The organism is Streptosporangium sp. NPDC002544 (assembly GCF_040295965.1).
Classification (GTDB): Bacteria; Actinomycetota; Actinomycetes; order Streptosporangiales; family Streptosporangiaceae; genus Streptosporangium.
Genome location: NZ_JBEOWJ010000021.1, coordinates 1 through 21,698, shown reverse-complemented (window position 1 = coordinate 21,698; position 21,698 = coordinate 1). Strand labels below are relative to the sequence as shown.

At 68.4% G+C, this 21,698-nt stretch carries 19 protein-coding genes; 10 read left to right on the top strand and 9 right to left on the bottom strand.

The window, feature by feature from the left end:
- Nucleotides 1-26: 26 nt before the first annotated feature.
- From rhaI to ABT061_RS28695, 5 genes are all read right to left on the bottom strand, one after another.
- A complete protein-coding gene (rhaI, locus tag ABT061_RS28715; RefSeq protein ID WP_350923730.1) occupies nucleotides 27-1,178 on the bottom strand; it encodes an L-rhamnose isomerase in 1,152 nt (383 codons plus the stop codon).
- 142 nt (nucleotides 1,179-1,320) lie between these two features.
- Nucleotides 1,321-2,406 carry a rhamnose ABC transporter substrate-binding protein gene (gene rhaS, locus ABT061_RS28710; protein ID WP_350923728.1) on the bottom strand — a complete coding sequence of 362 codons (1,086 nt, stop codon included), beginning with the start codon at nucleotides 2,404-2,406 and terminating at the stop codon, nucleotides 1,321-1,323.
- 10 nt (nucleotides 2,407-2,416) lie between these two features.
- Entirely contained in the window at nucleotides 2,417-3,484 is a 1,068-nt protein-coding gene (locus ABT061_RS28705; protein WP_350923726.1) for an ABC transporter permease, read from the bottom strand.
- Nucleotides 3,474-4,496, bottom strand: a complete 1,023-nt coding sequence (locus ABT061_RS28700) for an ABC transporter permease (RefSeq protein ID WP_350923724.1) — start codon at nucleotides 4,494-4,496, stop codon at nucleotides 3,474-3,476. The genes ABT061_RS28705 and ABT061_RS28700 overlap by 11 nt, the downstream gene beginning before the upstream one ends.
- A 64-nt stretch (nucleotides 4,497-4,560) precedes the next feature.
- Entirely contained in the window at nucleotides 4,561-6,102 is a 1,542-nt protein-coding gene (locus ABT061_RS28695) for a sugar ABC transporter ATP-binding protein (protein WP_350923722.1), read from the bottom strand.
- A 221-nt stretch (nucleotides 6,103-6,323) separates the two neighbouring features.
- On the opposite strand from ABT061_RS28695, the gene ABT061_RS28690 reads away from it, so the two are divergent.
- The 4 genes from ABT061_RS28690 (at nucleotide 6,324) to ABT061_RS28675 (ending at nucleotide 11,672) form a co-directional block, all read left to right on the top strand.
- On the top strand, nucleotides 6,324-7,331 hold the full coding sequence (locus tag ABT061_RS28690; RefSeq protein ID WP_350923720.1) for a LacI family DNA-binding transcriptional regulator: 1,008 nt from the start codon (nucleotides 6,324-6,326) through the stop codon (nucleotides 7,329-7,331).
- 50 nt (nucleotides 7,332-7,381) lie between these two features.
- A complete protein-coding gene (locus ABT061_RS28685) occupies nucleotides 7,382-8,800 on the top strand; it encodes a rhamnulokinase (protein ID WP_350923718.1) in 1,419 nt (472 codons plus the stop codon).
- 517 nt (nucleotides 8,801-9,317) lie between these two features.
- The gene (locus ABT061_RS28680; protein ID WP_350923716.1) at nucleotides 9,318-9,968 is read left to right on the top strand and encodes a lysophospholipid acyltransferase family protein; all 651 of its coding nucleotides are present in this window, start codon (nucleotides 9,318-9,320) and stop codon (nucleotides 9,966-9,968) included.
- Between the two features lie 72 nt (nucleotides 9,969-10,040).
- Nucleotides 10,041-11,672: a penicillin-binding transpeptidase domain-containing protein gene (locus ABT061_RS28675; protein WP_350923714.1), complete on the top strand. Its 1,632-nt coding sequence runs from the start codon at nucleotides 10,041-10,043 to the stop codon at nucleotides 11,670-11,672.
- A 66-nt stretch (nucleotides 11,673-11,738) separates the two neighbouring features.
- On the opposite strand, the gene ABT061_RS28670 is transcribed toward ABT061_RS28675, so the two are convergent.
- On the bottom strand, nucleotides 11,739-12,029 hold the full coding sequence (locus ABT061_RS28670; protein ID WP_350923712.1) for a DUF3040 domain-containing protein: 291 nt from the start codon (nucleotides 12,027-12,029) through the stop codon (nucleotides 11,739-11,741).
- A 267-nt stretch (nucleotides 12,030-12,296) separates the two neighbouring features.
- Here ABT061_RS28670 and ABT061_RS28665 point away from each other — a divergent pair, with 267 nt between their 5' ends.
- The 3 genes from ABT061_RS28665 to ABT061_RS28655 all read left to right on the top strand — a co-directional run bounded on the left by ABT061_RS28665 (nucleotide 12,297) and on the right by ABT061_RS28655 (nucleotide 16,054).
- A complete protein-coding gene (locus tag ABT061_RS28665) occupies nucleotides 12,297-12,443 on the top strand; it encodes a hypothetical protein (protein WP_350923710.1) in 147 nt (48 codons plus the stop codon).
- Between the two features lie 145 nt (nucleotides 12,444-12,588).
- A complete protein-coding gene (locus ABT061_RS28660; RefSeq protein ID WP_350923708.1) occupies nucleotides 12,589-12,768 on the top strand; it encodes a hypothetical protein in 180 nt (59 codons plus the stop codon).
- Between the two features lie 70 nt (nucleotides 12,769-12,838).
- On the top strand, nucleotides 12,839-16,054 hold the full coding sequence (locus ABT061_RS28655) for a S41 family peptidase (RefSeq protein WP_350923706.1): 3,216 nt from the start codon (nucleotides 12,839-12,841) through the stop codon (nucleotides 16,052-16,054).
- A 302-nt stretch (nucleotides 16,055-16,356) separates the two neighbouring features.
- Here the strand turns inward: ABT061_RS28655 and ABT061_RS28650 are convergent, their stop codons facing one another.
- On the bottom strand, nucleotides 16,357-16,752 hold the full coding sequence (locus ABT061_RS28650; RefSeq protein ID WP_350923703.1) for a VOC family protein: 396 nt from the start codon (nucleotides 16,750-16,752) through the stop codon (nucleotides 16,357-16,359).
- A gap of 450 nt (nucleotides 16,753-17,202) precedes the next feature.
- Between ABT061_RS28650 and ABT061_RS28645 the strand changes: the two genes are divergently transcribed.
- The 3 genes from ABT061_RS28645 to ABT061_RS28635 all read left to right on the top strand — a co-directional run bounded on the left by ABT061_RS28645 (nucleotide 17,203) and on the right by ABT061_RS28635 (nucleotide 20,669).
- Nucleotides 17,203-17,328: a hypothetical protein gene (locus ABT061_RS28645; protein WP_350923701.1), complete on the top strand. Its 126-nt coding sequence runs from the start codon at nucleotides 17,203-17,205 to the stop codon at nucleotides 17,326-17,328.
- Between the two features lie 514 nt (nucleotides 17,329-17,842).
- The gene (locus tag ABT061_RS28640) at nucleotides 17,843-18,382 is read left to right on the top strand and encodes a DUF6461 domain-containing protein (protein WP_350923700.1); all 540 of its coding nucleotides are present in this window, start codon (nucleotides 17,843-17,845) and stop codon (nucleotides 18,380-18,382) included.
- Between the two features lie 832 nt (nucleotides 18,383-19,214).
- Nucleotides 19,215-20,669 carry a hypothetical protein gene (locus ABT061_RS28635; RefSeq protein ID WP_350923697.1) on the top strand — a complete coding sequence of 485 codons (1,455 nt, stop codon included), beginning with the start codon at nucleotides 19,215-19,217 and terminating at the stop codon, nucleotides 20,667-20,669.
- Nucleotides 20,670-20,905: 236 nt separating this feature from the next.
- Here the strand turns inward: ABT061_RS28635 and ABT061_RS28630 are convergent, their stop codons facing one another.
- A complete protein-coding gene (locus ABT061_RS28630) occupies nucleotides 20,906-21,085 on the bottom strand; it encodes a hypothetical protein (protein ID WP_350923695.1) in 180 nt (59 codons plus the stop codon).
- 155 nt (nucleotides 21,086-21,240) lie between these two features.
- On the bottom strand, nucleotides 21,241-21,546 hold the full coding sequence (locus ABT061_RS28625) for a hypothetical protein (protein ID WP_350923693.1): 306 nt from the start codon (nucleotides 21,544-21,546) through the stop codon (nucleotides 21,241-21,243).
- Between the last annotated feature and the right edge of the window lie 152 nt (nucleotides 21,547-21,698).

Here is a 21,698-nt window from a genome sequence, read left to right as displayed (position 1 = left end):
TGTTCTCAGCATGCGAGGCGCGGGTCTCAGGCGCCCCAGCCGGCCTGGGCACCGCCGACGCGCTCGGCGGCGATCTTCTCGAAGTACCCCGAGCGCGCGTAGGCGGCCATCGGGTCGGGGTCCAGCCCCTGCTCGGCGCGCACCTCCGCCAGGAGCGGACGCACGTCGGTGTTGTAGGCGTCCATGAACACCCCGTTGGCCCCCAGCACGTCACCGGCGGACTGGGCCGCCGCCAGCGCCGCCCGGTCCACCAGCAGCGCCTTGGCCGTGGCCTCCTGCACGTTCATCACCGACCGGATCTGCCCGGCGATCTTCGGCTCGATGTTGTGGCACTGGTCCAGCATGAACGCCACGTCCTCGGTGTATCCGCCACCGCGAATCACCTCGAACATGATACGGAAGAGCTGGAACGGGTCGGCGGCCCCCGCCATCAGGTCGTCGTCGGCGTAGAAGCGGGAGTTGAAGTCGAACCCGCCCAGCTTGCCCTCGCGCAGCAGGAACGCCACGATGAACTCGATGTTGGTGCCCGGCGCGTGGTGCCCGGTGTCGACCACCACCTGAGCCTTGGGGCCGAGCTTGACGCAGTGAGCGTAGGCGGTGCCCCAGTCGGGCACGTCGGTGGTGTAGAAGGCCGGCTCGAACAGCTTGTACTCCAGCAGGAAGCGCTGGTGCTCGCCCAGCCGGTCGTAGACCTCGGCCAGCGACTCGGCCAGCCGGTCCTGCCGGGAACGGATGTCGTCCTGGCCGGGGTAGTTGGTGCCGTCGGAGAACCACAGCTTCAGCGTGTCCGAACCGGTGGCGTCCATGACGTCGACGCATTCCAGCAGGTGGTCGGTCGCCTTGCGCCGCACCCGCGCGTCCGGGCTCGTCACGCTGCCCAGCATGTAGTCGTCGTCCTGGAAGACGTTGGAGTTGATCGCGCCGATCCGCACTCCCAGGTTCGACGCGTGCGCCGCGAGGTCGGCGTAGTCGTCGACCTTGTCCCAGGGGATGTGCAGCGCCACGCTCGGCGCGGCGCCCGTGAAGGCGTGCACCTGGGCGGCGTCCGCGAGCTTCTCGTACGGATCCCGGGGCACCCCCCGCTGGGCGAACACCTTGAACCGGGTACCGCTGTTGCCGTACGCCCATGACGGGGTCTCGATGGCCTGCGCCAGCAGGGCGGCCTTGATGTCGCTCATCGAAGCTCCGGGGCCGTGACAGCCCCTCCTCCTATCTTCCTGATCCAGTGGGGGTACGCGGTCCGACCGTTCCGGCGCGCACGCCGGCCGGTCCCACCGGGGCACGGCGCGCGGGTCGGGCGGGCCGTGCCGGTGGTGTCGGTCAGAAGTCGAACTGGTCGATGTTGGCCTTGTCGAAGACGAAGGGCGGACCCAAGATGATCTCCCCGTCCTTGCCGATGGTCCTCTCGCCGAGCCTGCCCGCCTTGAGCACCTCCCCCTCGGCGCCGGTGATCTGCCCGGAGGCCAGCGCCGCGGCGGCGTAGGAGGCCAGGTAGCCCAGGTCCTTGGGGTTCCACAGCGCGAACTTCTGCACCGTGCCGTCCTTGACGAACTGGCGCATCTGGTTCGGGGTGCCCAGACCGGTCAGCACGACCTCGCCCTTGTACTTGGAACCGGAGATGTAGCGGGCGGCGGCGGAGATACCGACCGTGGTCGGGGAGATGATGCCCTTCAGGTCGGGGTAGGCCTGCAGCAGTCCCTGGGTCTCCTGGAAGGACTTCTGGTCGTCGTCGTCGCCGTAGGCGACCTTGACCAGTTTCATCTCCGCGTACTCGGGCTTGCCCAGTTCGTCCTTCATGAACTCGATCCAGGTGTTCTGGTTGGTCGCGTTCGCCGTCGCCGACAAGATCGCCACCTCGCCCTTGCCGCCGATCATCTCCGACAGCAGTTTCACCTGGCTGCGTCCGATCTCCTCGGAGTTGGCCTGGTTGATGAAGAGGTCACGACAGTCCTTGGAGGCGTCGGAGTCGTAGGAGACGATCTTCACCCCCTTGTCGCGGGCCTGCTGGAGCGGGCCGCACACCGCGTTGGCGTCGTTGGCCGCGATCAGGATCGCGTCGTGGCCCTGCTGGGTCAGCGTGTTGATGTAGGACACCTGGGAGGAGGCCGAGGCGTCGGAGGGCCCGATCTCCTTGGCCTGTCCCTTGAACTCCGCGGCCGCCTCGATGCCCGCCTTGTCGACGATCGTCTCGTAGGGGTTGTTGATCTGCTTGGGCAGGAACGCGATCTTCAGCCCTTCCTTGATCGGCGCGTTCGGATCGGCCTTGGCCGGGGCCGAGGATGCCGGGGCCGCCGGGGCCGCCGAACCGGCCGAGTCCTTGGTGGTGCCGCCGCAGGCGGCGAGCCCGAGCGAGAGCAGACCGGCCATGACCGCGGTCGAGGCGGACCTTCGCGAAACAGTGAACATAAGCGCTTCCTCAGGATGCGGGGGGTGTGGGCGATGGGACAGGTGACGGGCGACGCCGGCGTTGCCCTATGACGGCAACGAGACGCGGGGTGATCACCGAGATGATCAGGAGAAGTCCGGTGACGATCGACTGGATCTCCGTCGACACGTCGTTGAGCATGAGCAGGTTGCGGAGAAGGCCGATGAGCAGCACTCCGGCGATCACCCCGCCGAGGGTGCCCTTGCCGCCGTCGAAGTCGACGCCGCCCAGCAGGACGGCCGCGATGACGGCCAGCTCCAGGCCCATGCCGTTGTCGGCGCGGGCACTGCCGTAGCGGAGGGTGAAGACCACTCCGGCGAAGGCGGCGACCGTGCCGGAGAGCACGAACAGGATGAGCTTGATGCGCTTGACCCGGATGCCGGCGAACAGCGCGGCCTCCTCCTGGGCGCCGATGGCGAACAGCGAGCGGCCGAATCCGGTGGCGTGCAGCACGATGCCGGTGATGATCGCCAGCAGGACGAACAGCGCCACCGGGTAGGGGATCGGGGTGCCGGGAACATCCTCCACGGTGAGGGAGACGTACTGCTGCGGGAACTCGGCGATGGCCCGGTCCCCGAGCACCACGTAGGCCAGGCCCCGGTAGAGCGCCAGCGTGCCGATCGTCACCGCCAGTGACGGCAGTCCCAGCCTGGTCACCAGCAGGCCGTTGACAAGGCCGCATACCGCCCCGACCACGACCACCAGCGGGATGATCGTCTCGATCGCCCAGCCGGCGTCCCACAGGGTGCCGACCAGCGCGCTCGACAGGCCGAGCACGGAGGCCACCGACAGGTCCACCTCGGCGGCGACGACCAGCATGGTCATCGCCAGTGCGATCAATGCGATCTCACCGAGGTCGCCAAGGGCGAAGGACAGGTTGTCGACGCCGGCGAAGCCGGGCGATCCCACCGAGCCGCCGATGAAGACGAGCACCAGGAGCAGGCCGACCAGCACGTCCCAGCGGAGGAAGCGGCCTGGCGAGCCACGGTCCGGCAGCCCGGCGAGGAGCGGAGCGGCCGTGTCCGCGGCGCCGGTGGCGGACTTCACGTCAGGAGCCATTTCGGAAGTTCCTCCTCCGCAGTACCCTCGCGACCCGCAGGGCGAGCAGCCGGTCGACGCTGATCGCCAGAAGCAGCAACGCGCCGGTGATGGCCTGCTGCCAGAACGGGCTGACCTTGAGCACCACCAGCGCGCTGGTGATCGTGGTGAGCAGCAGCGCGCCGAGGGCCGCGCCGTATACGGTGCCGACACCGCCGGTGATCGCCACGCCGCCGACCACGACGGCGCTGACCACCTGGAGTTCCCAGCCGTTGGCGGCGTCGGCGACGACGGTGCCGAACCGGGAGAGCCAGAGCACCCCGGCCAGGCCGGCGAGCGCACCGCTGAAGAGATAGGCCGCCATGACGCGGCGCCGCACGGACACACCGGCCAGTGCCGCCGCCTCCGGGCTGGAGCCGATGGCGTAGAAGTCCCGGCCCGAGGCGTAGGAGCGCAGGTAGTAGCCGACGGCCAGCATCACCAGGACGGCGATCATCGGCAGGTACGGGATGCCGAACACCGTGCCGTTGCCCAGCGACAGCAGTGCCGGAGGAAGGTCGACGGCGTTGATCTGCCTGCCGTGGGCGATGTAGTGGTCGACGCCCTGGATCACGTACAGCGTGCCGAGCGTCACCACCAGGGCCGGGACTCGGCCGACACTGACCAGCAGGCCGTTGACCAGTCCGCAGAGCGCGCCGAGCCCGACGCCCAGGACCACCGCGAAGACGATGCCCCTGCTGTGGTCGGCGGCGAGGAAGTCTCCGACGGTAAAGGCCACCAGGCCGACGACCGAGCCGACGGACAGGTCGATGTTGCGGGTGATGACCACGACGGACTGGCCCACGGCGAGCAGCACCAGGATGGAGGCGTTGAGGAAGATGTCCTTGACGCCCTGCTCGGACAGGAAGTTGCCGTTGACGCCCACGGTCACGATGACCAGGACGGCCAGTGCCGCCACGATGCTCAGCTCGCGGGCCCGGAAGACCAGGTCCACCAGGTTCCGGGTGCTCCGCCCGGCGGTGACGGCGCTCATGAGGCCTCCTCCGTCCGCCGCATGACCCGGGCACCGTGCTTTCCGGCGCCCTCGTTCCTGTCGATCACGAGGTCCCTCCGGTCGCTGCGGTCATCACGCTCTCCTCGGTGGCCCGCTCCCGCGGGATCTCGGCGACGAGCCGCCCCTCCTGCATGACGAGCACCCGGTCGGCCATGCCCAGCACCTCGGGCAGGTCGGAGGAGATCATCAGCACGGCGAGCCCGTCGGCGGCCAGCTGGGACAGCAGGCGGTGTACCTCGGCCTTGGTGCCCACGTCGATGCCCCGGGTGGGCTCGTCGATGATGAGCACGTCGGGCTTGGTGGACAACCACTTGCCCAGCACGACCTTCTGCTGGTTGCCGCCGGAGAGCACGTTCACCGCGTCCGACAGCCGGTTGAACTTGAGCTGGAGCCGGATGGCCCAGTCGCGGGCGCGGTCCCGCTCGGCGGCCCGGGAAATCACCGGGCCACGGCGCAGCGCCTTCAGGCCGGTGATGCCGATGTTGCGCTCGATCGAGTGGTCCATCACCAGCCCCTGCTGACGCCTGTCCTCGGGGACCAGGGCCAGGCCCGCGGACATCGCGGCGGTCGGGGACGCGGGCGGCAGCCGCTCTCCGTTGACCTCCACGGTCCCGGCGTCCCAGCGGTCCACTCCGAAGATGGCCCGGGCGACCTCGCTGCGCCCGGCGCCGACCAGCCCCGCCAGTGCCACGATCTCGCCCCGCCGCACCTCGAAGGAGACGTCGGTGAACACGCCCTCACGGGTGAGCCGGCCGACCTTGAGGGCGACCTCGCCGACCTCGGTCTCCTGCTTGGGATAAAGGTTGTCGAGGTCGCGGCCGACCATACGGCGGATCAGGTCGTCATGGGTCAGGCCCGCGACGGGTTCGCTGGCGATCCAGCCGCCGTCGCGCAGCGTGGTGACCCGCTGGCAGAGCTCGAAGATCTCGTCCAGGCGGTGCGAGATGAACAGCACCGCGCACCCCTGCTCGCGCAGCGCCTTGACCACGTTGAACAGCCGGGTCACCTCGTTGCCGGACAGCGCCGCGGTGGGTTCGTCCATGATCAGCACCCGGGCGTCCCGGGAGAGCGCCTTGGCGATCTCCACGAGCTGCTGGTCGGCGATGGACAGGCCGCGGGCCGGCTGCTCGGGGTCGAGCGCCACGCCGAGCCGTTTGAACAGCTCGGCGGCCCGGCCGTGCATGGCCCTGCGGTCGATGCGGCGGAGCGCGGCCTTGGGCTGCCGGCCGATGAAGATGTTCTCGGCGACCGACAGGTCGGGGAACATCGTGGGTTCCTGGTAGATCACGGCCACGCCCGCCTGCTGGGCGTCGGCGGGACTGCCGAATTCCACCGGCTCGCCGTCCAGCAGGACCTGCCCGGTGTCCGGACGGTGCACCCCGGCCAGGGTCTTCACCAGAGTGGACTTCCCCGCGCCGTTCTCCCCGGCGAGCGCGTGCGCCTCTCCGGCGTAAAGGTTCAGAGAGACCTCGCGCAACGCCTGCACGGCGCCGAACGCCTTGCTGACCCCGGCCAGGGCCAGGACCGGAGGGGCCCCGCCGGGGGACGGCCCGAGTGGCGCCTCCCCTTCGCCCGGTGCGGTCACCGCGCCACACCCCTTCCCTGCTCTAAAAACGTTTTAGAAGACTGACCGGACGCTAAACCGCAGCGTCAGACATTGTCAATGGGTGGTGAAGGTCTCGTTTCCAACGCGTTACGACAACTACGCAGGCAGGGGGATGGCGGGCCCGTCGTCATCTTTGAGTAGGGTCTTGTCGACATCGTGTAACACGTTTTAATCTATGCCGGGTCAAGGGGGGACAGTAGGTGAGCGGCGTCGGCATCAAGGAGGTCGCTCGGGTCGCCGGGGTCTCCCCCGGCACGGTGTCCAACGTGCTCAACCGGCCGGAGCGGGTCGCCCCCGAGACCCGGGAGCGCGTCAGGCGCGCGATCCGCGAACTCGGCTTCGTCCGGCACGGCTCCGCCTCGACGCTGCGCGCCGGGCACAGCCGGACCATCGGGCTGTCGCTCATGGACATCGGCAACCCGTTCTTCACCGATGTCGCCGCGGGCGCCGAGGACGTCGCCAGCGAGCTCGGCTACGCGGTGATCCTCGGCAACTCGGGAGGTTCCCGCACCAAGGAGGAGCACAACCTGCGCGTGTTCGCCGAACATCGGGTACGCGGCGTGCTGATCACGCCGTCGGACGACGATCCCCGGCGGCTCGACGGGTTGCGCGAGCACGGCATCAGCGTGGTGCTGGTCGACCATCCGGCGTACCGGCCCGACCTGTGCTCGGTGAGCGTCGACGACGTGGCGGGCGGTCGGCTGGCCACCCGCCACCTGCTGGAGCGCGGCGCGCGGAGCATCCACCACATCACCGGCCCGCTGGCCATCCGGCAGTGCGCGGACCGCAGACGGGGCGCGGAGCTGGCTCTCGCCGCCGCGGGTCTCGCCCCGGCGACCGCGCTGGAGACGGTGGAGATGCCCGCGATGACCGCGCGGGCGGGCCAGGAGGCGGCGGAGCGGCTGGTCCGCTCCGGGCGGCTGCCCGAGGCGATCTTCTGCGCCAACGACATGCTCGCCCTCGGTGTGCTGCGCGGCCTGCACCAGGCCGGGGTCGGCGTGCCCGGCGACGTGGCCCTGATCGGCTACGACGACATCGACTTCGCGGTGGCCTCGGCGGTGTCGCTGAGCTCGATCCGTCAGCCCACCTACGAACTCGGGCGGATCGCCACCGAACTGCTGCTGGACGAGTGCGGCAACCCCGGCGAGCACGCCCACCGGCAGATCATGTTCCAGCCCGAACTGGTCGCCCGCGAGTCCACCGGCTGAGCGGCGGACGGAACGGCGGCGGCCACCTGACCACGAGTGGTGAGTGACAGATGAGCGTTTACGCGGCGGTCGACCTGGGAGCCTCCAGCGGCCGGGTGATGACGGCGCGGATCGAGGGCGAGCGGATCAGCCTGACCGAGGCGCACCGCTTCGCCAACCGTCCGGTCCGGGTCGACGGCACCCTGCACTGGGACATCCTCGCCCTCTATCAAGGGGTGCTCGACGGGCTTCGCGAGGCCGGGCCGGTCGACTCGATCGGCGTCGACTCCTGGGCCGTCGACTACGGGCTGCTCGACGGCACGGGCCGACTCATCGGCAACCCGGTGCACTACCGCGACCGGCGGACCAACGGGATCATGGAGCGAGTCGTCGCCGATCTGGGAGCCGACACGCTCTACCAGGTCGGCGGCTTGCAGTTCCTGCCGTTCAACACCGTCTACCAGTTGCTCGCCGAGCCGGGCCTCGACCGCGCGGAGACGCTGCTGATGATCCCGGACCTGCTGACCCGCTGGCTGACCGGTTCCGTCGGCGCGGAGGTCACCAACGCCTCCACCACCGGCCTGTACGACGTGCGGACCGGCGACTGGGCCCGAGGGCTGGCGGAGCGACTGGGCCTGCCGGCCGGGCTCCTGCCGGAGCTGCGGCACCCCGGAGCGCCCGCCGGGACGCTCCTGGCCGAGGTGGCCGCGGAGACCGGGCTGCCGGGTTCCACCCCGGTCACCACGGTCGCCTCGCACGACACCGCCTCCGCGGTGGCGGCGGTGCCCGCGAGCACCGAGCGGTTCGCCTACGTCTCCTCCGGTACCTGGTCGCTGGTCGGGCTCGAACTCCCCAGGCCCGTCCTGACCGAGGAGAGCCGGCTGGCCAACTTCACCAACGAGGGCGGCCTCGACGGCACCGTCCGGTACCTGCGCAACGTGATGGGCCTGTGGATCCTGCAGGAGTGCATGCGCACCTGGGGCGAGACCGATGTGGCCGGCCTGCTCGACGCCGCCGCGCAGGCCGTCCCGTTCCAGGCGGTGGTCGACCCCGACGACCCGGTCTTCATGCCCCCCGGCGACATGCCGGCCCGAATCGCGACCTACTGCGAGCGGACCGGCCAGCGGCCCCCGCAGGGACGGGCGCAAACCGTACGGTGCGTGCTGGAGAGCCTGGCCCTGGCCTACCGGCGCACGCTCCGCGACGCTGTACGCCTCAGCGGCCAGGAGGTGGAGGTCGTGCACGTGGTCGGCGGCGGTGCCCGCAACGCGCTGCTCTGCCGGATGACCGCCGACGCGACCGGCCTGCCCGTGGTCGCCGGGCCGGTGGAGGCCGCCGCCCTCGGCAACGCCCTGGTCCAGGCCCGCGCCCAAGGGGTGGTCTCCGATATCCGCGCCCTGGTGCGGCAGAGCGAGCGGTTGGTCACCTACCTTCCCGAAGGGGGCGAGGAGCCATGGGCCCGTGCGGAGGCCCGGCTGGCCGGCCGCTGAGCCTCCCCCGCGGCGCCGCGCCGGCGGTCCCAGCGGCCGGTCAGCAGAAGTCTTGAATCTCCCCCTCGCGCGGCGAGGGCGGCGGAGTCCGATTCCCACCGTGAGCTGCGAGTGACCGGAGGCCGCCGGCCATGGCTGACACGCCGGTGACGGGAGAAGCGGAATAACCACCGGCGGACGTCCGTTAGAGTGATCGTGCCGATGTGGTTTGTGTCCCCCGGGCCGCAAATTACCGCCTTCACGGAATACCGTTCGGCTGGAGCCGTGTTGTGCCTCTCGCCGAGGAGGCGACCGCCACATCGGCACCAAAACATCGCGTCCCGTGAGCCCCCCAGGCTTGCGGGACGCTTCTTTTTCATCGGGCCCGGCCGGAGGATTTCGTCGGGCTCGCCCCGGAAAAGAGCCACGCTGTTGGAGGAGGGCCACAAACCCGGCGGCTCCGCTTGTGCGGGTGCGTACAACCGTCGGCCGTCGGGCCACCACCTAGTGTGGTGAACCCGTCTCATGAGGAGAGTCCGTGCTCTATCGCCTGACCAAGACCGTCAGCGCTCCGATCCTGCATCTGCTCTGGCCGACCACGGTCACCGGGCATGAGCACGTTCCCGTCACGGGTCCGGCCATCATGGCCTCCAACCATCTGTCGATCCTCGACTCGACCTTCCTGCCGCTGGTGCTCAAGCGCCAGGTACGCTTCGTCGCCAAGGCCGAGTACTTCACCGGTAACCCCGTCACCGCGATGTGGATGCGCGCCACCGGCCAGATCAGCATCGACCGGCAGAGCCCCACCTCGGCCCAGGACATGCTCGACGCGGCGGCGAAGGTGCTCGGCGACGGCGAGCTGTTCGGCATCTACCCCGAGGGCACCCGCTCTCCCGACGGCCGCCTCTACCGGGGCAAGGTCGGCGTCTCCTGGCTGGCCCTGGCCACCGGCGCGCCGGTGGTCCCGGTGGCGATGGGGGGCACCGACAAGGTGCTGCCGATCGGTGCCGCGAGGCCCAGGCCGGGCCGGGTGAGCGTCCGCATCGGCAAGCCGATGACCTTCACCGGTTCCGAGACGAACGCGCGCGACCGGCGCAGGGTGACCGACGAGATCATGGCCGCGATCCAGGAGCTGTCCGGGCAGGAGTACGTGACGAGCTACGCGCCCAGCCGTACACAGGGCAAATGATCATTTATCGGAATATCTCGCGCAGGTCACGCTAGGCTGCGGCGCTGGGGCACCGAGAGCTGGGGGGATCACGTGGCACGGGGTAGAACTATCGCGATCACATCGGCGGCCGTCGTGCTGGTGGCGGGGGCCGCCGGCGGCGGCGCCTGGTGGTACCTGCACACCAGGGGCACGCCCGAGGAGACCGCACAGCGATTCGTCGGCGCCTGGCAGAGCGGCGACCTGGCGGGCATGCGCGCCGAGCTGGGAGCGCCGGACCCGGCGTTCGCCACGACGTACGACAACATGCGCAAGGCCCTGGCCGTGGAGAACACCGTCGTACGGCTCGACGGGGTGCGCGAGACCGGGGACGGCACCGGCCAGGCCTCCTACACCGCGACGCTGAAGCTGAAGGACGTCGGTGAGTGGAGTTACTCCGGCAGCGTCGACCTGGCGGTCGTCGACCGGCACTGGCGGGTCAGGTGGTCGCCCAGTGCCGTCCACCCCGACCTGACCGCGACCACCGCCTTCGCGCTGAGAACGAAGTGGCCGGAGCGTGCCGCGATCACCTCCGCCGACGGTGCCCGCATCGACGGCGCCGACGTGGGCGGCTCGGTGCAGCAACTCGTCGGCTACCTGGAGAAGGCCACGGCGAAGAGCGTCGCGAAACTGGGGGTCCCCTACAAGGTCGGCGACGCGGTCGGCGCGAGCGGGTTGCAGAGCACCTTCCAGAAGCGCCTGGCCGGCACCCCCGACACCGAGGTCGAACTCGTCGGCGCGAACAAGAAGACCGTCAAGACGCTCGGCAAGATCGAGGGCGAGGCCGGCGAGAACCTGGAGACCAGCTTGGACATGCGGGTCCAGCGAGCCGCGGTCGAGGCGGTCCGCGACCTGAAGAAGACCACCGCACTGGTCGCGATCAAACCCTCGACAGGCGAGATCCTCTCGGTGGTGAACAACAAGGGCGGCTTCAACCGGGCACTGGACGGCAACTATCCCCCCGGCTCGACCTTCAAGGCGGTCACCGCCGTGGGGCTGCTGGCCGAGGGGATGAACCCGGGCGATCGGGTCACCTGCCCCAAGGACGTCAAGGTAGGCGGCCTGCCGATCCGTAACTCCCACCACGCCGCCTACGGTTCGGTGTCGCTGTCCGACTCCTTCGCCCACTCCTGCAACACCACCTTCGCCCCCCTGGCCAAGGAGCGGCTGGGCGCCGACAAGCTGCTGAGCACCGCGGAGCTGTTCGGTTTCAACAAGCAGCTCAGCATCGGCGTCCCGGCCACCAAGGGCAGCTTCCCCAGGGCCCAGAGCGACGCGGAGCTGGCCGCGGAGTCCTTCGGGCAGGGCCGGATCACCGCCAGCCCGCTGATGATGGCCTCGGTGGCCGCCGCGCTGGCCGACGGCACCTGGCGCCCGCCGACCCTGGTCCCCTCGATCAAGCAGAAGGCGGAGCCTCAGGTGCTCCCCGAGGCCGTCATGCCCGGCATGCACCAGATGATGTCCGCGGTGGTCACCAAGGGAACGGCCAAGGACGCGGGCCTGCCCCAGGGCACCCGGGGCAAGACCGGGACCGCCGAGTACGGCGCGCAGGGCGACCTGAAGACCCATGCCTGGTTCATCGGCTTCCGCGGCGACCTGGCCTTCGCGGTGATCGTCGAGGAGGGCTCCGGCGGCGGGGCGGTCGCCGCCCCGGTGGCCGCCGACTTCCTGCGCGCCCTCGGCTGACGGACGGCCGCGATCGCGGCGACGGTCACGGAGGCCCGCCGAGGGGGCCGCCGGCGACGGCTGTTGTCACAGCGGGAACGCGGCGGCCGCCTCGTGGCGCAGAACCATGATGAGAAGCGTGGCGATCAGCGTCGCGATCAGCAGCCAGCTGAACATGATGATGACCGTCGAACGGCGCAGGCGCCTGGCAGAACGCCCCCGGCCCTTCTTGGCGCCGCGTTTGCGGCCACCGCCACCCTCCTTGCGCTGGACACGCTCGTTGAACGACTCCAGCCGCGCGGCTAGCCGCGGATCCTCATCGACGAGATGGCGCTCGATCTGCAGCAGCATGCGCTCCTCGTCTTGTGACCAGGCCATGCATCACCTCCCCGGAACGCAAGCCATGTGCCGACGTTCTGCCCAATCGTGAAGATCATTATCCGTTCTGAGGGCTGCGATTTACCTCTTCTTTTCGCAGGCGCAATCCAAGCACGCGATCATGCCCTCCCCCGGGGCCGGAAGGGCCGCGGCTCAGGTGTCGGGCGATTCCCAGCCTTCTCCGCGATCTCGACATTCCCGCGGCCCGGATCACCGCCATCGGCCGCCCCGGGAACAACGCCTCCCGCCCGGCGGAATGCCGGTGGCATGCTCATACCGGACAACCTCGAAGGCGACCTCACACTCCTGGCCGCCGCCGTCCGCTACGACGAGCCCGGCGCGTACGACACCGGCGCGGCGGTTACGAGGACGAGCGCCCTCGCCGGAGCCCCCGGCGGCGAGGACCGCACATGATTCGACGCGTCGACCGACACCCCCCTCGACCACGCACCGCATCCGTAACCGCACAGATTGTGGGTGGTTGATGCCCGTAAAGGGTATTAAACCCCTCTGAGTGCCTAATCAAGGGCGTCGTCCATCAAGCACAACGGGGGAAACGATGACGGACACCAAGAACACCAAGGACAGTAAGAACAAGGCGGCGAAGAGCTCGGGTAAGAGCAAGAAGGCCGCCATAAAAGCGACACGCTCCGCCAAACAGGCGAAGAAAGAGGCCGGACAGCCCGAGACCAGGTTGCCCGAGACGGGGCCCGCCCACCCGGGTGGACGAGCCTCCTAGCCACCGAGGACGTGAAATCATGATCGGGCGACCGGCATGAAACCCGGTCGCCCGATCATGGAGTGACACGATGCCCGCCTACCTTCGTTTTCCGACGATCTTCGGCAACATGGTGGTCTTCGCCGCCGAGGACGACCTGTGGATGGTCACCGCCGGCGGCGGGCGGGCCTTCCGGCTGACCGCCGGGGTGGCCGAGGCGGGATACCCGCGCTTCTCCCCCGGTGGCGACCGGCTCGCCTTCGTCGGCCGCGAGGAGGGGCCCGAAGAGGTCTACGTGATGCCCGCCGACGGTGGCGCGGCCCGGCGGGTGACCTACCACGGTGCCCGGTCCAGCGTCACCGGCTGGGATCCCGGCGGCGGCATCGTCTACGCCAGCGACCAGGGCCAGCCCTTCGACGGCCGCAACCGGCTGCACCGGGTGGAACCGGATGGGATGCCCGAGCTCCTGCCGTACGGCCCGGCCAACACCATCTCCTACGGCCCGCGGATCGTGCTCGGCCGCAACACCGCCGACCCCGCCCGGTGGAAGCGCTACCGAGGCGGCACCGTGGGCGATCTGTGGATCGAGACCGGCGACGACGGGCGGTTCCGGCGGCTCACCGCGCTCCCCGGCAATCTCGCCTCGCCCTGCTGGGTCGGGGACCGGGTCTACTTCATCTCCGACCACGAGGGCGTGGGCAACGTCTACTCCTGCGACGCGAACGGCGGCGACCTGCGCAGGCACTCCGACCACGCCGACTACTACGCCCGCAACCTGTCGGGCGACGGCCACCGGCTGGTCTACCACGCCGGGGCCGAGCTCTATCTGGTGGAGGACGGCGAGTCGCGCCCCATCGAGGTACGGCTGCGCAGCTCGCGTACCCAGCTCAACCGCCGCTTCGCCTCGGCCGAGAACTTCCTGGACAGCGCCACGCTCAGCCCCGACGGCAGTGGCCTGGCCATCACCACCCGGGGCAAGGCGTTCTCCTTCGCCGCCTGGGAGGGTCCGGTACGCCAGCACGGGGAGCTGTACGGGGTGCGCTACCGGCTGCTGAACTGGCTCAACGACGGTGAGCGGCTCGTGGCGGCGGCCAGCGACGAAGGCGACCGCGAGGTGCTGGTGGTGCTCACCGCCGACGGCTCCGCCGACCCCGTCAGGCTCGACCACCTCGAGGTCGGCCGCGCCACCGCGCTGGAGGTCTCCCCCACGGCCGACCTGCTCGCGGTGGCCAACCACCGCAACGAGCTGATCCTGGTCGACCTCACACCGGAGAAGTCCCCCAGAACCTCCAGGCGGAAAAAGAGTCCGGCACGGGGCAGGACCGTCGACTCCAGCGTGTTCGGCGCGATCGAGGACCTGGCCTGGTCCCCCGACGGCCGCTGGCTCGCGTACGCCTGCCGGGACACCGCGCAGACGACGGCGGTGAAACTGTGCCGGGTCGAAACAGGCGAGACCTTCTTCGCCACCCGGCCGGTGCTGCGGGACGCCCATCCCGCCTTTGACCCGGGCGGCGACTACCTCTACTTCATCGGCCGGCGTGTCTTCAATCCCGTCTACGACGAGCTCCACTTCGATCTGGGCTTCCCGCTGGGCTCCCGTCCCTACGCGATCGCGCTCCGCACCGACGTCACGTCTCCCTTCGTCCCCAAGCCCCGGCCTCTCACGGACGACGACGGCGACGACGACGAGAACGAGGACGAGGAGGTGCCCGAGGTGGTCATCGATCTCGACGGCATCGAGAACCGGATCGTCGGCTTTCCCGTCCCCGAGGGCCGCTACGAGGGCATCGCCGGTATCAAGGGCAAGGCCGTCTACCTGACCTTCCCCGTCGAGGGCAGCCTCGGTGACGACTACGCCGACTCCTCCGAAGGCACCCTGCACGTCTACGACTTCGCCAAGCAGAAGCAGGAGACCATGGTCGGGGACGTGTCGGAGTTCCGGCTCGGCCGTGACCAGAGCACGTTGCTCTACCAGGCGGGCAGGCGGCTGCGGGTGGTCAAGGCGGGCGAGGAGCCTGAGAGCGACGAGACACCGGGCCGGACGAGCGGATGGGTGGACCTGTCCCGGGTCAAGGTGTCCATCCGCCCCGAGGCTGAGTGGCGGCAGATGTTCAGGGAGGCCTGGCGGCTGCAGCGGGAGAACTTCTGGACCGAGGACATGGCCGGGCTCGACTGGGACGGCGTCTACCTGCGCTACCTGCCGCTGGTCGACCGGGTCACCACCCGAGGGGAGTTCTCCGACCTGCTGTGGGAGCTCCTCGGCGAGCTGGGCACCTCGCACGCCTACGAGAGCGGCGGCGCCTACCGGCCCCGGCCGCACTACCGGCAGGGCAAGCTGGGCGTCGACTGGGCCTTCGAGGACGGCGTCCACCGGATCGCGAAGATCGTCGGTGGTGACCGGTGGGACCCCGAGGCGACCTCGCCGCTCAACCGTCTCGGAGTGGACGTACAGCCGGGTGACGTGGTGCTGGCCGTCAACGGCCAGCCCGTCGGCGCCGAGGTCAGCCCCGACGAGCTGCTGGTCAACCAGGCCGATCAGGAGGTCCAGCTCACCATCCAGCGCGGGGACGAAAGGCGGACCGTCACCGTCAAGGCCGTCGACGACGAGCAGCCGGGCCGCTACCGCGACTGGGTGGAGGCCAACCGAGCCCGCTGCCACGAGCTCAGCGACGGCCGGATCGGCTACCTGCACATCCCCGACATGGGCCCGGAGGGCTACGCCGAGTTCCACCGCGGCTTCCTGACCGAGTACGACCGAGAGGCGCTCGTGGTGGACGTCCGCTTCAACCGCGGCGGCCACGTGTCGGCGCTGCTGCTGGAGAAGCTGGCCCGGCGCCGCCGGGGTTACAACTTCCCCCGCTGGGGCGTGCCCGAGCCCTACCCCGAGGAGTCACCGCGCGGCCCGATGGTGGCGATCGCCAACGAGTGGGCGGGCTCCGACGGCGACATCTTCAGTCACACCTTCAAGCTGCTCGGCCTGGGCCCGCTGATCGGCAAGCGCACCTGGGGCGGGGTGATCGGCATCTGGCCCCGGCATCACCTGGCCGACGGGACGGTCACCACCCAGCCGGAGTTCTCCTTCGCCTTCGACGACGTGGGCTGGCGGGTGGAGAACTACGGCACCGATCCCGACATCGAGGTCGACATCACTCCGCAGGACTACGCGGCTGGTGTGGACACCCAGCTGGACCGGGCGATCGAGGTCGCCCTGGAGCGCCTGGTCCTGCAGCCGCCGCACACCCCCAACCCGGCGGCCCGCCCCCGGCTCGTGGTGCCGCGCCTGCCACCCCGCCGGCGTTCCCGCTGACCGCGAGCCGGCCCGGGCTCGGACACTGCCAGGCCGCCCAACAAATCGATCGTTCTCCTGGAGGCCGTCTGCCGTCCTGCTGAGGACGGTCGATCGATCAAGGAGACGAAAAGGGACGACCAGGTCATCGTGCTCGACCGGGGCCGCGCACCGGCCACGTCACCGGCCGCAGCCCGCTCGGCGAGCCGCTGGGAGCTGTCCGGAGATGCGGTGGCTGTGCAGCGAGGAACTCGCCGCCGAAGCCGTGGCGGATCCCGCGTCATGGGCACGCGGGATCCGCCACGGCGAGCCGGGTGGAGGAATCAGGCGAGGTTCAGCTGCCAGGAGACGCCGAAGCGGTCGTTGGTCCAGCCGAAGCGCTTGCTGAAGCCGTAGGAGCCGAGCGGCATCAGCGGCTCGCCGTTCTCCGACAGCGCCGCGTACAGGCGCTCGATCTCCGCCTCCGACTCGCACTGCACGTACAGCGAGACCGACGGGGTGAAGGTGAACGCGTGCGACACGTAGCTGTCGATGGCCATGTACTCCTGTCCCGCCAGCGTGAACGTGGCGTGCTGCACACTGCCCTCCGCGCCGGGCCCCTCGGGGCCGTAGCGGGCAATGGCCAGGATCTCCGCGTCGTCGAACAGCGACATGTAGAACGTCACCGCTTCTTCTGCCGCGCCCTCGAACATCAAGAAAGTAGTGATTTTTTGTGACATCGGGTGGACTCCTAGCGAGGTGCGTTAAAGGTGATGATGTTCCTGGCGACGGGAACGGCCTGCTCGTCAGCGACCCCGGCTCCGGACCGGATCGCCAGTAACGTCGGCGTGCGTACGCGAAGACTATTTCAGTTTCGCCTTATATAAGTCAAACTCGATATAGCGGTGAGGTCGCCGCCCAGAGGTGAGCAGCTGACGAGACGTCGGCGAGGAGACCGGATCCGCCTCCCAGCTGGGCGCCTCCGGGCCGGTGAGCACTCCGGGCGAGGTTCATCTGTTTCCCGCCCCGCACCCTGAAGCACCCATCGATCCGGGCTGCTGGAGTCCGCGGTAGCGCTACGGCCACCGGCCGTTTCACGGCCCCTTTGGGGTGCTTCGCATCGGCGCCGGCCGCTCCGCTCTCCAAGGGTGCTACCTCTGCGGCCAACCACGCTCGGAACGTTCACGGTCATGCTTCAGAGCAAGGCGTACGGCGAAGTAGATGACCAGGAACTGAATGAGAGCGCCAAGCAGCATGAAGAGCACGCTCACGCCCGTGGCGCCGAAATTCATGATCTCTCCCTCATCGCCGTGTGATCAGCCTGCCCGCCCTGGCCCATGCTGTCCACCGTCGATCCCACGACAGGTGCTGTCTTCAAGCCGGTGATGCGGCGCCGAAGCCAGCACCACCCTCATGATCGCCTGATGCGGGCTGATCTCCGTACAGGGTCGGGGGCGATCGACGGCCTGCGGCTTCGTTCCTAATGACGGTGTGGGCGCGTTCCCTGACACGGTCGCGGGGTTGGATGCCTTCTTCGTTCCAGGATCTTCGAGATCTCTTGGCTGAGGCTGGTGCCGGTGCTCCGAACGGCCGGACGGGAACGCGCCCACACCGGGTAGACCGTGCTCTGAGCCCGCCCACACAGGTTGAGCCCCTTTCACACGTTGGTGAGCGACCAGCTCTGGACGGGACCGGGGCAGCACCCAAAGCACCGGTCAGGGCGCCACGAAAGCCAATAAGCGCCGTCCACTTATAATCCGATGATCACAGGTGAATCCTGCAAGGCCAAGGACCACTTTGGTCGGCCAACAGAAAAAAAGGGGAGCGCCGGTGAGCTGCGCAACACCGACGGATTACGCCTGGTTCATCGAGGAGTACGAGAAGGACAGCGACCTGATCGGAGTGACGTTCGTGCGGGGCCTGCCCCCTGAGGAGGCACTACACCGGATAGGCGCCACCCCCGGTGACATCTCCCGCGAATGGGGCATCGCCGCCTACGCGGCAGTCGGAGGAGCGGTCCTGATCGACTACCACTGCCAGGATCTCCCGGAGGCGCTCTCCCATGAGACGCAGACGGCGAGGCTCATCACCGGCATCACCATGGACGAGCACTTCGTCTACTCGGTCGACGAAGTGGTGACCACACGGTTCGAGCCGTTCTTTCCCAGCGAGCGGAACGGCAGCGATCCGGACCGTCTACTGGCCCATATGCGGGATCTGGGCATGCCGTTGGACGGGGAGGAGTTCACCGACACACGGGTCTCCACCGCTCTCGCCATCGCCCTGGCCGCACGTGCCACCGGGGTCACCTTCACACCGACTCACTACGCGGCGGCGCCCATCGTCGGATCCATTGACTGCCCGGACTGATCGAGGATGAGCTACCCGTTGCATTTCCCGTTGCAGCCCCAGGACGTTCCAAGCGGTTCAGGATGGACCGCCCACACCCACTGACCTGCATTGAACTGCCCGGAACAGCACAAGATCGATCTTTTAATCCGTAGGTTCCGGGTTCGAGTCCCAGGCGTCCTGTCACTCCTGGCCAGGAATTAAGGACCTGCGCTGAATCTTTGCTCCTGTCGGTCTTTCCCGGCACATGCGGCCGGATGCAATTCCGGGCCACCGTTCACGGAACACACGTGGAACGGAACCGGTGGCGTTTTCCCCGTGGCATCGGGAATTTCGGAAGCGCGCGAAATGATTTCGGAGAGCCCGGAGCCGACACGACGAAGGACCCCGAGGGATACCCGGGGTCCTTCGTGTCGCACTGCCAGGGGCCACGTCGACAGCGCTTCCACGATCCGTTTGTCTGCCATCTTGTGCTGCCCGCCGACGCATCGGGCGTAGACCCTGAGCAGCACATCCAGCTCGCGCCCGACCCGCTCGGCGGCCTCCGGCGCATGCACCCTGGCGTTCAGACAGAGTGAGACCGCCGCGTGCCGTGGGTCGTACAGCTACCACGTCGGCGGTGAGGCTACCTGCTCAGGAGTGACGGCGTAGATGCTGGACCATAGGCTCGGCGCTCGGTGCCGCCTCACAGTCCTGCGTCCACTCAGTGGCCGGGCATGCGGCCTGGAGGGGTGGTCCCGGCAGGCAGCGGCTCGGGCCGCACCAATGCACAGCATCGGTCCGAATCACGACTCTTTAGGTATCCCTGACCTTCTTCCACACAGCCTCATTCGGCACCGCATACCATTTCCCCATGATTGAGGCGATCTTGAGCATTCCTATGGCTTTTGCGCTCGGCTCCATAGGATTCGCGGCACGATCAGCCCCGGACGGTCGCCACACCCGCGTACAACTGCTCCACCTGGTCTGTGGATCGATTCTGTCGATGATCGGCATTATGGTGATGGCGCTCACCGCATGGTCCACACACGAAGACCAGCACTATGACGACTTCGGATCGGCATTGACGACCCTGGCGGCCCTGATGGGCGGGGCACTGTTTCTCTTCGGCTTGGGCCCGCTCACCTCATGGCTTCTGGGAATCCTCGGGCGACGCGCCGTACACCTGCCTCTGCCGATGCGCCTGGCGGCCCACGACGTGGCCGACAATCGGGCTAGAACGGCTCCCGCGGTCGCGGCAACGATGGTCGCGACGGCCCTCGCAATCGCGGTAATGATCATCGCTGTCGCCACAACAGCACAGAACAGGGCGGAATACTATCCACAGGTCCGGTCCGGCGCCCTCCTGGTGCAGTGGTTCTCAGCGGAAGAAGCAGCTGCCGTACGTGCGGCCATCCAACAGGAGTTACCCGGAGTGCCCATCACGCAGGTCGATCGCCAGCGCGAGAACGGGCATTTCGGCCTAGACATCGAGAACGTAGAGTTTCCGGACCTGGAGAGCGTTGCTCCGGCCGGCATCATCGGCGACCACGCGCTGCTCCGTTATCTCACTGGAGACCCGTCGACGCCCTACGACGAGAACACAGCAGTAGTGGTCACGGCCGACGACGTGGAAGTCGACAAGGTGACGATCCACTACGACTTCGACTTCGCCAGGAATGACGAGTCACTGTTGACCAAGAGCATTCCTGTAATCGTCGTCAAGCCCGCCGACCCTCACATGGAGGAGCTCTTCCTCCCAGCGAAGATCATGCGAGATCTCGGCTATCACTTGGAGCCCGATAAAATGATCATCGACCCTTCCATTCATCGAACCTCCATGATCGAACAGGAGCGGCTCGACCGCCGGCTGGGTGACACCGCAACCACGTACATCGAGCGAGGGTTCCAGGCTTCGACCGGCTGGTGGGTCTTCGTTGTGGCAGCGGTTGTCGTCGCCCTCGGCAGCGCATTGGCCGCGACCGGCCAGGTCGGCGACTCCCGATCGAGACGTGTGCTTCTACGGGTCGGCGGCGACTCGACCGCGCCTCTGCGATCACTCGCCGCCTGCCGTGCGGGACTCAGCGCGGCCTGCGGTACGGCGATGGGCGCAGCCGCCGGGTGCACGATCGGCCTGCTCCTCGTATGGCCGATGACGGCCTCGGTCGAATGGGATCCGATGCCACGGGTGGCCTTCGATACCCCGTGGTCGCTGATCGCCGCTCTGGTCGTCGGTCTGCCCGTTCTCGCGGCGGTTATCGCCGGTCTTGCCTCACCCGGTACGACCGCCCGGGTAGTGCCGGCGGACGAGACTCGGGTGTCGCGGTAGAGCATTGCGCACCTACCGCACCAACGATCACCTCCACTCGGCTGATGACCGCTTCTGCGTACCCGTCGGGACGGGGGACAGCAGGGAACCATGGGGACTCATAGGCAAGGCGAAACCACCCCTGATCTGAAGAGCGGCAGGTTAGGGAGGTGCGCGCTGAGATCCTCCAAGGTGGCGGCCAAGAGGCCTGGCCGTATAGCCACGAGTACGGCCAAAGGGACGAACGACGGCGAAACTCAGCGAGCGTCCACGGACATCGCGCCCAGCTGGCCGCCGTCGATCTCGGCCTGCCTGACCCGGTTGCGCAGTGACTCCGACCCGATGCCCAACTGCCGGGTAACGCGAGTGACGACGCCGAACGACTCCCCGGCCTGATCAGCGGCCTCCTGCACCATCCGAACCGCCCGCTCTTCCAACTCCGGCGGATACCGACGCTGGGCGGGGTGCGACGAACCAGATCGACTCCACGAAAGCCGGGGAACATCAAAGCCTCCAGCAATCCCGGCGCGGTTCAACCCCGACGTACATGCGAACATCGACGACCTTCATCCCATTGACGACGGACCACCGCTCATCGCTGGCGATCTTGTTTCACAGCGAGCACCGTGTACCACGTCAAGGGCACGAAGGCGAGTGCGTTAAAGGCGACCACCAGCGATGAAGCCCAACCCATGGCCCGAGGCAGGTTGATCATGACGATGAAGGCAGCCATCAGCAGGAACGACCAAGCAGACGACCGCGCCGAGCGTTGATCGCGCTGGCGATACCAGCTCGGCAGCCGATCGGTCCTCAACATGTACAGGCCATGCGCACCGAGTGCGCAACCGAGCAGAAGGGCGACCCACGGGAGCACGTTCACCAACATATGCAAGGTCATCGGTCGTCTCCGTAGCTCGGGAGAGGGAGAAAGTAGACCGCCCACTCATCAAGAAGATCTAAAACTGACGAACATCGTTGACACCTGGGTCTCCGACCACTACGGAGACCGTCTATGTCGACTTCCCCGAACCCCCCACTCGACCGTGAAGC